The organism is Loktanella agnita (assembly GCF_046640325.1).
GTDB classification, from domain to species: domain Bacteria; phylum Pseudomonadota; class Alphaproteobacteria; order Rhodobacterales; family Rhodobacteraceae; genus Yoonia; species Yoonia agnita.
This window is the reverse complement of sequence record NZ_JBJMBF010000003.1, coordinates 245,151-259,643: the sequence shown is the minus strand read 5'-3', so window position 1 is coordinate 259,643 and position 14,493 is coordinate 245,151. Positions and strand designations below refer to the sequence as shown.

Annotated in this window: 11 protein-coding genes; 3 read left to right on the top strand and 8 right to left on the bottom strand. The window is 57.8% G+C overall.

The window, feature by feature from the left end; all coding sequences use genetic code 11:
* Nucleotides 1-39: 39 nt before the first annotated feature.
* From xylA to xylF, 5 genes are all read right to left on the bottom strand, one after another.
* The gene (gene xylA, locus ACJ5NV_RS04970) at nt 40-1,344 is read right to left on the bottom strand and encodes a xylose isomerase (RefSeq protein WP_411642514.1); all 1,305 of its coding nucleotides are present in this window, start codon (nt 1,342-1,344) and stop codon (nt 40-42) included.
* Nucleotides 1,341-2,780: a xylulokinase gene (gene xylB / locus ACJ5NV_RS04965; RefSeq protein WP_411642513.1), complete on the bottom strand. Its 1,440-nt coding sequence runs from the start codon at nt 2,778-2,780 to the stop codon at nt 1,341-1,343. Before xylB ends, xylA begins: the two co-directional genes overlap by 4 nt.
* 1 nt (nt 2,781) lies before the next feature.
* The gene (locus tag ACJ5NV_RS04960; protein WP_411642512.1) at nt 2,782-3,534 is read right to left on the bottom strand and encodes an ATP-binding cassette domain-containing protein; all 753 of its coding nucleotides are present in this window, start codon (nt 3,532-3,534) and stop codon (nt 2,782-2,784) included.
* Complete coding sequence (locus ACJ5NV_RS04955) at nt 3,534-4,829, bottom strand: sugar ABC transporter permease (RefSeq protein WP_411642511.1); 1,296 nt, start codon at nt 4,827-4,829, stop codon at nt 3,534-3,536. Before ACJ5NV_RS04955 ends, ACJ5NV_RS04960 begins: the two co-directional genes overlap by 1 nt.
* A 131-nt stretch (nt 4,830-4,960) precedes the next feature.
* Entirely contained in the window at nt 4,961-5,989 is a 1,029-nt protein-coding gene (gene xylF, locus ACJ5NV_RS04950; RefSeq protein ID WP_411642510.1) for a D-xylose ABC transporter substrate-binding protein, read from the bottom strand.
* Nucleotides 5,990-6,200: 211 nt separating this feature from the next.
* On the opposite strand from xylF, the gene ACJ5NV_RS04945 reads away from it, so the two are divergent.
* Nucleotides 6,201-7,466 (top strand): ROK family protein, encoded by a 1,266-nt coding sequence (locus ACJ5NV_RS04945; protein ID WP_411642509.1) that lies wholly within the window; start codon nt 6,201-6,203, stop codon nt 7,464-7,466.
* Nucleotides 7,463-8,941 (top strand): CRTAC1 family protein, encoded by a 1,479-nt coding sequence (locus ACJ5NV_RS04940; RefSeq protein WP_411642508.1) that lies wholly within the window; start codon nt 7,463-7,465, stop codon nt 8,939-8,941. The genes ACJ5NV_RS04945 and ACJ5NV_RS04940 overlap by 4 nt, the downstream gene beginning before the upstream one ends.
* Here ACJ5NV_RS04940 and ACJ5NV_RS04935 read toward each other — a convergent pair.
* The 3 genes from ACJ5NV_RS04935 to ACJ5NV_RS04925 all read right to left on the bottom strand — a co-directional run bounded on the left by ACJ5NV_RS04935 (nt 8,928) and on the right by ACJ5NV_RS04925 (nt 12,888).
* A complete protein-coding gene (locus ACJ5NV_RS04935) occupies nt 8,928-10,253 on the bottom strand; it encodes a cytochrome-c peroxidase (protein WP_411642507.1) in 1,326 nt (441 codons plus the stop codon). The two genes, ACJ5NV_RS04940 and ACJ5NV_RS04935, sit on opposite strands and share 14 nt — an antisense overlap.
* 56 nt (nt 10,254-10,309) lie before the next feature.
* Nucleotides 10,310-11,590, bottom strand: coding sequence for a DUF3422 family protein (locus ACJ5NV_RS04930; protein WP_411642506.1), 1,281 nt, complete (start codon nt 11,588-11,590; stop codon nt 10,310-10,312).
* A gap of 125 nt (nt 11,591-11,715) precedes the next feature.
* Nucleotides 11,716-12,888 (bottom strand): type III PLP-dependent enzyme, encoded by a 1,173-nt coding sequence (locus tag ACJ5NV_RS04925; protein ID WP_411642505.1) that lies wholly within the window; start codon nt 12,886-12,888, stop codon nt 11,716-11,718.
* A 480-nt stretch (nt 12,889-13,368) separates the two neighbouring features.
* Between ACJ5NV_RS04925 and ACJ5NV_RS04920 the strand changes: the two genes are divergently transcribed.
* On the top strand, nt 13,369-14,463 hold the full coding sequence (locus tag ACJ5NV_RS04920; RefSeq protein WP_411642504.1) for a carboxynorspermidine decarboxylase: 1,095 nt from the start codon (nt 13,369-13,371) through the stop codon (nt 14,461-14,463).
* The last annotated feature ends 30 nt before the right edge of the window (nt 14,464-14,493 follow it).

Sequence of the window (14,493 nt, the reverse complement as noted above, 5' to 3'; positions counted from 1 at the left end):
AGCCTGCAAAGAAGGTACAAGGTCAGCTATGCCTGTGGCTTAGAGGTAGCGGTTCACAAGGTTTTCCAACCGCTCCTGCCGGCCAGAGCATGGCTCGGGGCTGATATTGTCGCGCAGGACATTATCAAAGCATGTTTCAAGGGTCGCCTTTGTCAGCAAATCCTGCCCTTGTGCCGCATCCCAGCCTGCATAACGGGCATCGCGGGCGGCTTCCAATTTACCGTCTTCCAGCATGGCGGCAGCCGCCTTCAGACCAGCAGCACAAGCATCCATCCCGCCCACATGCGCAAGGATCAGATCCTCTGCATCCAGCGATTGGCGGCGCAGTTTGGCGTCAAAATTGGTTCCGCCTGTGGTGAAGCCACCAGCGCGCAGTACCTCGTAATAGGCCAATGTCATTTCGGGCACATTGTTGGGGAACTGATCAGTATCCCAGCCAGACTGGTAATCGTTGCGGTTCATGTCGATAGAGCCAAAGATCCCCAGTTCGCGCGCCAGTGCCAGTTCGTGTTCAAATGTGTGCCCGGCAAGGATCGCATGACCTTGTTCAATGTTCACCTGAACTTCATCTTCCAGCCCGAAATCTTTCAGGAAGCCGTAGACCGTTGCCACATCGTAATCATACTGATGTTTGGTCGGTTCCTGCGGTTTCGGTTCGATCAGGATCGCGCCTTTGAAACCTGTCTTGTGCTTGTAGTCGACAACCATCTGCAACATGCGGCCGGCCTGCTGACGCTCACGACCCATGTCGGTATTCAGCAAGGTTTCGTACCCTTCGCGGCCGCCCCACAGGACGTAATTCTCGCCGCCCAGCTTGATCGTCGCATCCATGCAGGTTTTGATCGTGGCTGCCGAATAGGCGAACACATCCGGATCAGGGTTTGTCGCAGCACCCGACATGAAGCGGCGGTGTGAAAACAGGTTCGCTGTGCCCCAAAGCAGTTTGACCCCGGTCGCGTCAATCTTTTCAGCAAAGATATCAACGATCTGTTCAAGGTTCTTGGTGCTTTCAGCGAATGTCGCACCTTCAGGGCGGACATCTGCGTCGTGAAAGCAGAAATACGGCACGCCAAGGATCTGGAACATCTCAAACGCCACATCCGCCTTCAGCTTTGCCGCATCCATCGTTTCGCTGAACCAAGGCCGGTCAAAGGTCTGACCGCCAAAAGGATCGCCACCGGACCATGCGAAGGAATGCCAATAGGCTGCCGCAAAGCGCAGATGATCCTTCATCGGCTTGCCCGTTACAACCTCTTCGGGGTTGTAATGGCGAAAGGCAAAATCATTGTCGCTGTCCGGCCCTTCATAGGTGATGGCGGGGATACCTTTGAAGAAATCGGTCATGTCAGTCCTTTCAATGCGCCATAGCTGGCGCGGTAGCGTGCGTGAGCGTCGGAAAATGCCGCAGTCAAGCTGGCATCGGGTTCAATCACCCGTTCAATGGCCGGGGCTGTCGCGATTTCCACCCCTGCACCGCTTGCAGCCATCAGGCCCAGCCGGGCAGCGCCAAATGCGCCGCCAAAATCACCTGCAACAGGCAGTTCAACGGGTATGCCAAGGCTGGTGGCAATGGCTTGTACCCAATAATCAGATTTCGACCCGCCGCCGACGGCGATCAAGCGTTTGATCTGCGTTCCGGTCGATGTCAGTGCGTCATAGTTATCGCGCAAGGCGTGGGTGACCCCTTCTAACACAGCGCGCGTCATTGCTGCCTGATCCGCAGCATGATCCAAATGCAGGAACGCCCCGCGAATGTTGGCATCATTATGCGGGGTCCGTTCACCCCCCAGATAGGGCAAGAACAACGCCCGCCTCGGTGCCTGCACCGCGCCCAAACCTTTGGTCAGTGTCGCCGCTGGCTGTCCAACAGTTTTCGCAAACCAGTTCAGCGCATCCGCAGCCGCCAAAATGACGCCCATCTGATGCCAGGTGTCCGGCAGCGCGTGGCAGAATGTATGAACCGCTGTAGCCGCATCCGGCTGATAGGCATCGCTTGCAGCAAAAAGCACGCCAGATGTGCCAAGGGAAACAAAAGCGTCACCCGCCTTGACCACACCAACACCCGCGGCGCTGGCCGCATTGTCACCGCCGCCGCCTGCAACGACCACCCCCTTGGGCAGCCCCCAGCGGCTGGCCAGTTCAGCGCGTAATTGCCCCGAAACTTCGGAGCCTTCAACAAGCCGGGGCATCTGCGCGCGGGTCATACCGGTCGCGGCCAGCAGATCATCCGACCAGTCACGCTTGGCCACATCAAGCCAGCTTGTCCCAGCGGCATCTGACATCTCTGCCACATGTTCGCCCGTCAGCCACAGGCGCAGGTAGTCCTTGGGCAGCAGCACATGGGCGACCTTGGCGAAAACCTCTGGCTCATGCCGGGCGACCCAGACGAGCTTGGGGGCAGTGAAGCCCGGAAAAACGATATTCCCGGTGAGTGCGCGAAACTGCGGATCGGCGTCAAGTGTGGCAGCCTCAGTGGAAGACCGCGTGTCATTCCACAGAATACAGGGGCGCAGCACCTCGTCATTCTTGTCGAGCAGGGTCGCGCCATGCATCTGACCGGACAGGCCAATACCTTTCACCCCGTCCAACGCCACCTGCCCGCGCAGGCCGCGCATCGCGGCATCAGCCGCATCAAGCCATGTGGCAGGTGCCTGTTCAGACCAGCCCGGTTCAGGGCGCACCGCCTCTAACGGGGCGGTCGCCTCGGCCAGAATTGTCTGCGCGGCATCAATCAATACCGCTTTTAGACCGGATGTCCCCAGATCAAGCCCAATATACATATCAGGCCGCCAGATGTTCAGGTTTCTTGCCCGCGATAATCATCGCCAGCAAATCATCTGTGGAGACCTCATCAACCTTCACAACACCGACCAGCTTGCCGTTTTTCATGACAGCAGCGCGGTCACATAGCGCCTTGACCTGATGCACATCGTGGTCAATCAGGAAAATCCCCAGGCCCGAACGCTTCAATTCCTGGATCAGCTCGGCCACCATCTGGGTTTCTTGTGGACCCAAGGCGGCAGTTGGCTCATCCATGATCAGGATTTTCGCGTTGAAATAGACCGCACGTGCGATTGCGACCGATTGGCGCTGACCGCCGGAAAGCGCAGACACAGGCGCGTGGAATTTCTGAAAATTCGGGTTTAAACGGCCCATAATCTTGCGGGTCTCGGCCTCCATCGCGGCATCATTGACGGTGCCTAGGGCTGTGGTCAGTTCACGCCCCAGAAACAGGTTGGCCGACGCATCCAGATTGTCCGCCAGCGCCAGCGTCTGATAGATCGTTTCGATATTATAGCTGCGGGCGTCGCGCGGGTTGTTGATCTCGGCATGTTCACCATTGATCAGAACCTCGCCCGCGTCTTTGCGATACGCGCCTGACAGGCATTTAATCAGGGTGGATTTCCCGGCGCCGTTGTGCCCCAATAGGCCGACAACCTCACCCGGATACAGATCGACACTCACATGATCGACAGCCTTCACGCCACCAAAGGCAATCGAGATATCGCGCAATTCAACAAGAGGTGTGGTCATCAGTGCGCTCCCAGTTTTTTACGGTAGATGATGTCGATCAGGACGGCGACGACCAGAACACAGCCAACAACGATGTTCTGAAACGGGGCATCCACGCCAACCATTGCCATGCCCGATTGCAATGACTGCATGATCAGCGCGCCCAAGATTGCGCCGTAGATCGTGCCGATGCCACCCGACAGGGCTGTGCCACCGATGACGGCGGCGGCAATCACCCGCAATTCATCCAGCACACCGATATCGTTCGAGTGGAATGACAAACGCGCCGAGGCGACGACAGCAGACAACGCACATAAGAAGCCCATCAGTGCAAAAATCTTCACCGTCAGCATACGGGTGTTGATACCGGACAGCTCTGCTGCGTCCGGGTTGCCCCCAGTCGCAAAGATATAGCGGCCGAACCGAGTTTTGGAGGCGATGATCGTCATCGCCACAGCGACCGCGATCAGCAACAGCACCGAAATCGGCAGGCCGTAGGCAGCGGTGTAACCTTCCGGCACCTCCAGCCCCTCTGCCGCGAATTGGCGGGCCAGCACGCGATCGGGGATCTGATAGCTGTTCAGCGTCCAGATAAAGCCCATGATACCGGCCACGATAATCGCCGCGACAGCAGCCTCGGCCCAAGCAGGTTTGACCGGGAATTCATGGCTGATCTTCGTGCGACGCGCATTATAAAGACCAATAACCGCGATCACCGAAGCTATGGCACCAAAGATCCACGACCAAGTTTCGCCCAACGTGCCGGAAATTCCGCCAAACATTTGAAACGTATCATTCAGTGGACCAATCGTTTGACCGTCCGTCAGATACCAGCCCACATTGCGCCAGACCAGCAATCCACCCAAAGTGACGATAAAGGCCGGAATGGTCAGATATCCGATCAGCCAGCCATTAAAGGCCCCGATCAGCGTGCCAACAACCAAGCCACCGACAATCGCCAGCCATGGCAGCGCCGGATGGCCAAGGTCCAACCCAAGGGTTGAGATCAGCCAATTGGTCTGCAGCATGGCCATCACGGCGGAACAGGTGGCCAGCAAAGACCCAACAGACAAATCAATATGGCGGGTGACAATCACAAAGACCATGCCAGTCGCCATAATCGCGACCGAAACGGTCTGGATCGTCAGGTTGAAGATATTGCGCGGTGTCAGGAAACGGCCATCGGTCAGGACGTTAAAGACCAGACAGACCAGAACGAACGCCCCGATCATCCCCAGAAGCCGTGTATCGACCTCAAGCATTGACAGAAGCGACCGGCGTGGGGATTTCGCCGGGGAAACGTTTTGATCGGACATGGTGCGATGCTCCATCACGGTCCCGTCAGGACACGCGCTTTGGATAGAAAATGTAGAAATTTCACGGTTGCGGGCCCCGCTGTCATGCGCGCGGCCCGGTTGGGCGGGGCCGAAACCCCGCCGCAATCGTCTTAGTTACAAGGTGCCGGACCGTTGGTCACACCTTGGCACAGAGCTTCGACGCTGATCCAGCCAGCGTCGGTCACGACGGACAGGTTGTCAGCAGTGACCGGCACAGGAGGCAAGAACAGCGCTGTCATGTCGGTGCCCGTGCCAGAGGTCCATGCGATGGAACCCTCAACTTCGGCGTTTTCATCTGCGGCCAGTGCCACGGCAATCTCGCCTGCTGATTTGCCCAGCTCGCGGGCGTCTTTCCAGACGGACACGGTCTGCGTACCCAATGCGACGCGGTTCAGCGCAGCATGGTCACCATCCTGACCAGAAACAGGAATGCCTTCCATTCCCTGTGCGGTCAGCGCAGCCACAACACCACCGGCAGTACCGTCGTTGGATGCGACAACCGCATCAACGTTGTTGTCATTGGCCGTCAGGATCTGCTCCATGTTGCGCTGCGCGTTCGCAGGCAGCCAACCATCGGTATAGGCTTCGTCAACGATCGTGATCGCACCGCTATCCAGTGCGGCTTGCAGCACTTCCTGCTGGCCCGCACGCAGGAAATCCGCGTTAGGATCGGTGGGCGAGCCCTTGATCATGACGTAGTTGCCGCTGGGCTGCTCAGCCAGAACGGCGCGCGCTTGCATCCGGCCCACTTCGACGTTGTCGAATGTCAGGTAAAACGCGCGGCTGTCTTCGATCAGACGGTCATAGGCCACGACAGGAATACCTTCATTCGCGGCAGCTTCGACAGCCGGGCCGATGGCCGCAGCATCTTGTGCCAGAATGATCAGAGCGTCAGCACCCTGCGCGATCAGGCTTTCCACATCGGACAGTTGCTTGGCAGAAGATGACTGTGCGTCGGCAGAAACATAGGTCGCGCCAGCAGCTTCCAGAGCAGCCTTGATCGCGGCCTCATCGGTTTTCCAGCGCTCTTCCTGAAAGTTCGACCAGCTCACACCGACGGTGACGCTATGCGAATCGGCCAGAGCGGCAGAATTGAAGCCAGCCACAGCAATCGCGGCAGCAATTATTGATTTATGCATGTATTCCTCCCAGAAGATCACCCCCGGACACCCGGGGACGTGGGTCTTTTGACCCTGCATCACATAGGATGCGCAATTTAATTCAGTTGTCAAAATAATTTTTGCCCGAAATTTGAAAATATCGCTTTGCGAACGCCGGTTTATTGGGCAGAGTTCGCAGACCTTCGGAAAACCGGGGGGAAGATGATATTAATAATTCAACCACTGAACTATGTATGACGTGAAGGCATCCACCGATATCGAATCACATGCCCTGCAGGGCTGTGGGCCGATTCTGTCGGCCACCGGCGATAACGCCAAGCCCTTGCGCCAGCAAATCTTTGAACATGTCCGCGCTGCCGGGCGCACGGCTCGCGCCGACCTGACCCGCGCACTTGAAATCAGCGCAGGTTCGGCCACGACGCTCACCGCTGATCTGATCGCGGCCGGGCTCCTGCGCGAAGTGGAGGGGCTACCCCGTGAGACCGGGCGCGGTCGCCCCCCAGTCGCACTGGAAGTTGTTCCCGAAGGTCGCCATGTCATTGGGATCAAACTATCTGACGATACCCATTCCGCCGTGCTGACTGATTTTGCAGGCAATATGCTTGCTGATGCGTCGCTGCCCACCGCACCAACCCGCAAATCGCTTGACGATCTACTGGGCGAGATGGATGAACTGATGGCATTGGTGCTGGCGGCCGCAGGCAAATCGCTGGATGAGATTAACGCCGTGGGCGTCGGCCTGTCTGGCATCGTCGATCACCAGACAGGCGCAGTCCCTTGGTCACCTCTGATGACCAGCCGCGATATTGATTTGTCCCAAGCCTTTCAGGCCCGATTCGGCGTGCCGCTTCTTGTGGACAATGACGCTAATGTGCTGACCTTGGCCGAGCTTTGGTTCGGTGCAGGTCGCGCGATGTCAGATTTCGCGGTGGTCACCATCGAAAACGGTGTTGGCATGGGGTTGGTGCTTGAAAACAGACTATTTCGCGGGGCGCGCGGCATGGGGCTGGAATTGGGCCATACTAAGGTCCAGCTTGATGGCGCGCTCTGCCGCTGCGGTCAGCGCGGCTGCCTAGAGGCTTACCTTGCCGATTACGCCCTCGCCCGCGAAGCCGCCACCGCGCTGCACCGCAACCCGCGCAACCTGCAAAGTCCCAACGCAATGCTCGAGGCGCTGTTCAGCCAAGCCAAATCCGGCAACGCCGCCGCGCGCACGATCTTTCGACGCGCCGGACGTTACCTGTCGTTGGGCCTGTCCAATGTAATACAGCTTTTCGATCCGGAACTGATTATCCTTTCAGGTGAACGGATGCAGTATGATTACCTTTACGCGGACGAGGTACTGGCCGAAATGCACAAGCTAACCCTGAATGACGGGCGGGCACCCTGCCGGATCGAAACCCACGCTTGGGGGGATTTGGTTTGGGCGCGGGGTGCAACGGCGCTTGCGCTTGCCGCCGTGACCGAAACTGCATTGGGTGAGGCACGCGCATGATCCGCGCCCTGTCCGCGATGCTGCTGGCCAGCAGCGCCAACGCCCAACCGATCTTTGAAAATCACTCTGACGCATTGCCCCCGCATGAATATACCGGCGGGTGGGAACATTTTGTCGGTGGCGGCGTGGCTGTGTTGGATTGCAATGGCGATGCACTGCCGGACATCTTTGCTGCGGGCGGCGACAGCCCTGCCGCGCTGTTTCGAAATGACGGTAGTTTTAAATTCACGTCTCAGGCAATTCCGCAAATGGCGGGTGTGACCGGAGCCTACCCGCTAGACATCAACGCCGATGGGTTGATTGATCTTTTTGTCATGCGCGTCGGTGCAAACCGGGTGCTGCGCGGCAACGGAGCCTGCCTGTTCATCGATGTAACAGAGGCTTGGCTGCCCCCCGGAAATGACCAGTGGACCACCGCCTTCACAGCATGGTGGGAGGATGACAGCCGGCCGGTCATGGCCGTAGGCAACTACGTGGACCGGTCTAACCCGGATGGCCCGTTCGAAGCCTGCGATAGTAACCAAATCTTGCGGCCTGCCGCAGACACTTATGAAAGCAGCACGCTCACCCCTGCCTTCTGCCCGCTATCAATGCTAGCTGCCCGCGATGCGCGGGGCCGTTCGACGCTGCGCATCTCCAACGATAGACACTACTACGTGCGTGGCGGGTATGAGCAGATGTGGGACATCGGCGAAGGTCGGTTTCTGGGGCCAGAGGATGGCTGGCAGAATGTGTCGCTCTGGGGCATGGGCATCGCCAGCCGGGATCTGACTGGCGACGGACGGGACGAGGTGATGCTGACCTCTATGGGCGATCAACTGATGCAAATCGCTAACCCCGATGGCACCTATGACGCGGCCCCCTATGAGATCGGCACATACGCGCAGCGGCCACATACGGGCGACGACGGGCGGCCATCGACAGGCTGGCACGCGGAATTCGGCGATGTAAACAATGACGGGCGCCCTGATCTGTTCATCGCCAAAGGCAATGTAGACCAGATGCCGGGGCTGGCCACACGCGACCCCAATAACCTGCTAATGCAGAATGAAGACGGCACATTCACCGAAACGGCCAGCGCCGCAGGCATTGCCACGACTGATCGTTCACGCGGGGCGGCTTTTGCTGATTTCGACGCTGACGGGCGGCTTGATCTGATCGTAGTGAACCGCCGCGCGCCGCTGGAACTCTACCGCAACATCAGCCCCAATACCGGCAATTGGGTGAAAGTCAGTTTGCAGCAACCGGGCGGCAACAGATTTGCGGTCGGTGCACAGGTGACAGTGCAAACAGCAAACGGATCGCAGCTTCAGCAAATCACCGTCGGCGGTGGGCATGCAGGGGGCAAGGCTCTGCCCCTGCATTTCGGCATTGGTGACGCGGATCACATCACCGTCACAGTGGAATGGCCTGACGGAACACAACAAACATTCAAAGGCGACGCCAACACGGCGCTTAGCCTCAGTCGAGAATAGCAGGACGATCCACCGGCAGACCGCTTGGCACGGTTTCCGGCACGCCCAGACGGCCCGCACGCGCGGCAGGGTCTGTCAGCGCGTCAAGGAACGCCAGCAATGCGGTCACCTGTGTATCTGACATTGCCACCGGTGCAATCTTGACCGCCGCCGCAATCGCCGTCGCATCCCCCATCCCCCCGGCATCATCGACATCAAGCGCAGGCAGCGTCGCCGCCGCCAGATCATAGCGCTGCAAAGCCGCGACCGGATCCAGATGCGCCACCAGAAAATCGCGCAGATCGCTTTGCGCACCAGCATGACCGTAGGGCGCTGTCAGGGCAACATTGCGCAGTGACGGCGTGCGAAAGGCATAAAGGTCCGCCAGATCGCCCGTCACCCGGTAACGCCCCTCGTCCCGCACATGGTTTTCAAAACGCGCTGCCTTGCCCGGCCCGATTTGCGGGGCACCCATCGCGTGGAAATCGTGATCGGTCAGGAACGGGCCGCTATGACATGCAGCACACCCGGCCTCGCCATAGAACAGCGCCATCCCGGTCGCAGCAGGCTCTGGTAATGTGGCGTCACCGCGCAGCACCGCATCGAATGGCGCCCCGTCGGAGCGCCACTCAAACGCCATAAAGGTAGCCACCGCATTAGAGATATCAGTAAAGGCGATATCACCGGGGCTATCGATATGATCATAGACCGTAACAAATTCATCAGCATAGGCCGGAATATCCGCCACCCTCCGGGCAATGATATCCCACGCCCCGCCCGGACCAGTTATGATGCCCCGACGCACCGCCTGCGACACATCATTTTCACTATATTGCCCGGCCATTTCATCGGCGCTCAACACCGGGAACATAGTCTGCGCCGACAATAGCGAGGCAAAGCCTTCCACCATATCCGCGTCCAACGGCGTGCGCAGCCCGCCGGGGCGGTCTGGATCGACTTCAATCCGGCCATCATGGAACAGCACCGTGAATTCATATGCACCAAGGTTGAACAATGCGGGCGCGTTGCGGGGAATGCGCTGTTCGGGCAGGTTGTCCACATCCGCCACCCGCGCGGGGCCAAGACCCCTGCCCCCGTCACCCATGCCAAGCGACAAGCCATCACTGGTGCCAAAGGCCGGATGATGACAGGTGGCGCAGGCCACATTGCGATTGCCCGAAAGGACCGGATCATAAAACAAAAGCTGCCCCAGCCGCGCCTCTTCCACCCGAACAGGGGCGAAATCGTCATCAGTCAGCGGTGCCGGTAAATCCTGCGCCACGGCAGCACCAGCCAGCAATGCCGCTGGCACGCATAATATCAGTTGCTTCAATGATCGTCCTCCCCCGGCAGAGATACCAGTTGAAGCCCCCCGCACAAGACCCTGCGTTAATGCATCTTTTTATGAAGGCGCTGCACCATCAGCCAAACACAGACCAGCACAACCGGCGTGACGACAGCAGCCATCACGGTCTTGGACATATCCAGCGTCTTTTCTAGTGGCCCGGTCATATAGAGCACCAGATTTACCGCATAATAACTGATCGCGACAACCGATAACCCCTCCACTGTACGCTGCAAACGCAACTGAAGGTCAGCGCGCCGGTCCATGCTGGTCAGCAGCATTTGATTCTGGGCAGAGCGTTCCACATCAACGCGAGTTCGCAGCAGATTGCCCGCACGCATGGCCCGGTCTGACATGGATTGCAGGCGTCGTTCCATCGATTTGACTGTGCGCATCGCAGGATCAAACCGGCGCATCATGAATTCACCGAAAATCTGTCGACCAGCAAAGCGTTCTTCGCGCAGAACCGCGACACGCTGGTTCACGATTGTCTCATAAGCCCCTGTCGCACCGAAACGAAATGACGTCTGGGCGAGCACGTTTTCAAGCTCAGCCGAGACTTCCAGCAGCGCTTGCAGCACCACATCAGGCTCTGCAATCGGGCCGCACATATCGCCCAGCAAACGCGACAGCGTCTTGTCGATCCCAGCCATCTGTGGACCAAGATCGCGGGCGCGTGACAGGCCAATCATCGACATGGCCTTATAGGTCTCAATCTCGCACAGGCGCTGCACGACGCGACCAATTCGGCGATTGCCGGTCTGTGGGCGGGCAAAGACCGCAAAACGCATGTGACCTGTGCTATCGATCCGGAAATCCCCCGCGACGACAAGATCGTCAGCCAACACGCGACTGATTGCCAGACTTTCGGGCACAAACCAATCGCGCACCTTTTCGTTGATCCCGTCATCCCCATCCGCGACCTCGACCCAGATCAAGGCAGAGGTGACGCGCGTTCCGGGGGCGGCCTCCAGCCAATCGACCGGAAACACCGCAAAGGTCGCCGCGTCAAAGGGGCGATCCGCCACGCCCTCGCCAAAGATCGTGTAGGTCACGAATTCCGTGTGGCTTTCCCATTTCAGCACATGCTTGCCAATTGTACCGAAATAGTGCGTTGCATCTGGCTGCGGGTGCTGCGCCCCAAAACGGTCAAGCAAATCAATCAGATGGGCGCGATCCGCGCCCCTATCGCGCCCGGCTGCATTGCTGGCAGGCTTGATCGCAAGATAGGCCGCGCGGCTTGGCGCAGCGACGGATGGGAACGGGCGCGCATGCAGCTCGTTCGCCATGGCGTAGCGCAACGGATGATCAGAAATCGGGGGCATGGGACACGCCTATGGTCAAATAACTTTGACATCAGCCTAGCCGCGTTTCGGCCCCTGTAAACAAAAACCTGTTTCTGCAGAAATGCTTAGCGGCGTACGATCGTATACCATACGCCGCCCTGTGATCAGATCACCACCACATCCAGCGGGGGGAAGCCGTTGAAGCACACCGAAGAATAGGTCGATGTATAAGCGCCTGTATTGCGGATCAACACCCGATCACCGGCACGCAATGACTGGGGCAGCAGCACCGGGCGCTTTTCATAAAGCACATCGGCGCTGTCACAGCTTGGACCCGCCAGAATGCAAGGACCCATCGTATCCGCGTCACGCGCCGTTTCGAACTGATAGCGGATCGCCTCCCCTTCGGTTTCGGCAAGCCCCGAGAAACGACCGATATCCAGATAGACCCAGCGATGCATATCACGGTCGGATTTACGGCTGACCAACATGACCTCTGCCACGATAACGCCCGCCTCTGCGACCATCCCGCGACCGGGTTCTGCCATGATGCGGGACACGTTTGGAAAGCGGGCCTCGATCATCTCGATCACCTTGGCGGCATAGGTGGTGGGGGCATCGATTGCCTCGCCATAAAATGCGGGAAAGCCACCGCCGATGTTCAGCAGCGTCAGTTCATGACCTGCATCAATCGCCGCTTGCCAGATCCCGGCCATCACATCCAGCGTTGGGGCCCACATGGCCGCCTGACGGGTTTGCGAACCGACATGGAACGAGAAACCAACAGCGTTCAAACCAAGCGACTGCGCCAGATCGAGCAATTGCAGCGCCATATCCCGGTCACAGCCGAACTTGCGCGACAGCGGCCAATCACCGGGCGATGTTTCGACAACCAAACGGATATAGACCGATGCGCCGGGGGCGTGTGTGGCGATCTTTTCCAGCTCTTCTTCGGCATCGGCAGCAAAAAGGGTGATCCCCTGCTCCCACGCCCAGGCAATGTCGCTGGCGCGTTTGATCGTGTTTCCATAAGAGATTTCGGACGCCTCTGCACCTTCAGCAAGGCACAGCGCGATCTCCGCACGCGAGGCCGCATCGAAATGCGATCCCAGATCGACCAGACGGGCAATCACCTGACGGGCCGGGTTCGCTTTGACCGCGTAGTGAATATCAGCGCGACCCAGACCGGCACGCAGGGCGTGATACTGGGCCTCAACACGGTCCAGATCCATCACCAATGTCGGTTTGTCAAAGCTGCGCGAAGCAACATAGGCGTCCAGATGGGATGTGGAATCGACAACGAAAGACGCCGCATCGGGCGCGAAGTGTACAGTCATGGGTCATCTCCTGTAGACCCGGCCATGACGGCTTTTCACCGACTCAGACCGCTCAGTTCCAAAAGAGACGTTACCGTCGCTACGTAAACACGTGTGCATTGACTGTCACAGGCCAGAGGCGCGTGCGTTGGCGTCTATAAATCGCCATTTGGTATAAACGAAGATTCGTTGCAATAGGTAAAATGCACCGATTTGAAATTTACGTCATCAACTGACCCAAAATAAGCAATCGGACCATCACGCACCTATCGCGAAAAAAGGCTGCGCTGCACCCTTGTGGCGATAATAGTCGTGCGCACCCCGAATAGCCGACCATTGGTCACAGGTTTATGATTGCATGAAAGATGCAAAATATGCGACGGGACCAGCGGAAAACTTGAAGGCAAGGCAAAAGGCACAAATCAAGTCTCATGATCGCGCGACATCTCTCACCGGTTCATGGCCCGAACCAATGGTGCGCCCATACGGAAAGCTAATGCTGTGCAAACACCTTATTACCTCATCGACAAATCCCGCTTGCTGCCCAATTTGGAAAAGATTGCATGGCTGCGTGCAGCCTCAGGTGCAAAATCCTTGCTCGCGCTCAAGTGCTTTGCCACTTGGTCAGTCTTCGACTTCATGGCTGACTACATGGACGGGTCGACGTCTTCATCATTATACGAAGTCCGGCTGGGCCATGAGAAGTTTCCCGGCGAAACCCATGCATACTCTGTGGCCTACGCAGATCATGAGATTGATCAGGTCTTAGCATGCTCTGACAAGATTATCTTTAACTCTATCGGCCAGCTAAACATGTTTTCCGAACGGTCGCGCGATCACATACGCGGTCTGCGGGTAAATCCGGGCGTATCGACATCGGATTTTGATCTTGCCGATCCTGCGCGTCCGTTTAGCCGATTGGGAGAGCACGACCCCGCCGCCATTGATGCGGTTGCAGATCAGATCAGCGGCTTGATGTTCCACAACAATTGCGAAAACGACAGCTTTGAACGCTTTGATGAGATGCTGACATTGATCGAAGATCGTTTTGGCGCCGTGATCCACAAGATGGACTGGGTCAGCTTGGGGGGCGGCATCGCCTTTACAGCACCGGACTACCCCATTGAACGCTTCGCCACGCGGCTAAAAGCCTTTGCGGAAAAGTTCAACATTCAGGTCTACCTTGAACCGGGAGAAGCCGCCATAACAGGGGCCGCCACGTTAGAGGTCACTGTTTTAGATACGATGTACAACGGGAAAAACCTTGCCATCGTCGACAGTTCGATCGAGGCGCATATGCTTGATCTTCTCATCTATCGAGAACCCGCAAAAATCTTACCAAACGCCGGCGACGAAGAGTGGATGATCTGCGGCAAATCCTGCCTTGCTGGCGATATCTTTGGCGAATTCCAATTTGGCGCGCCGCTGAAGCCCGGGGATCGGCTTTCGTTTCAGGATGCCGCAGGGTACACAATGGTAAAGAAGAACTGGTTCAACGGGGTGCAGATGCCGGGCATCGCAATTCGGGAACTAGATGGAAGCACGCATATGGTGCGTGATTTCGGTTATCACGATTTTGCTGCGGCATTATCATAAAACGACAATCAAGACAGGTCTTTTGGATAT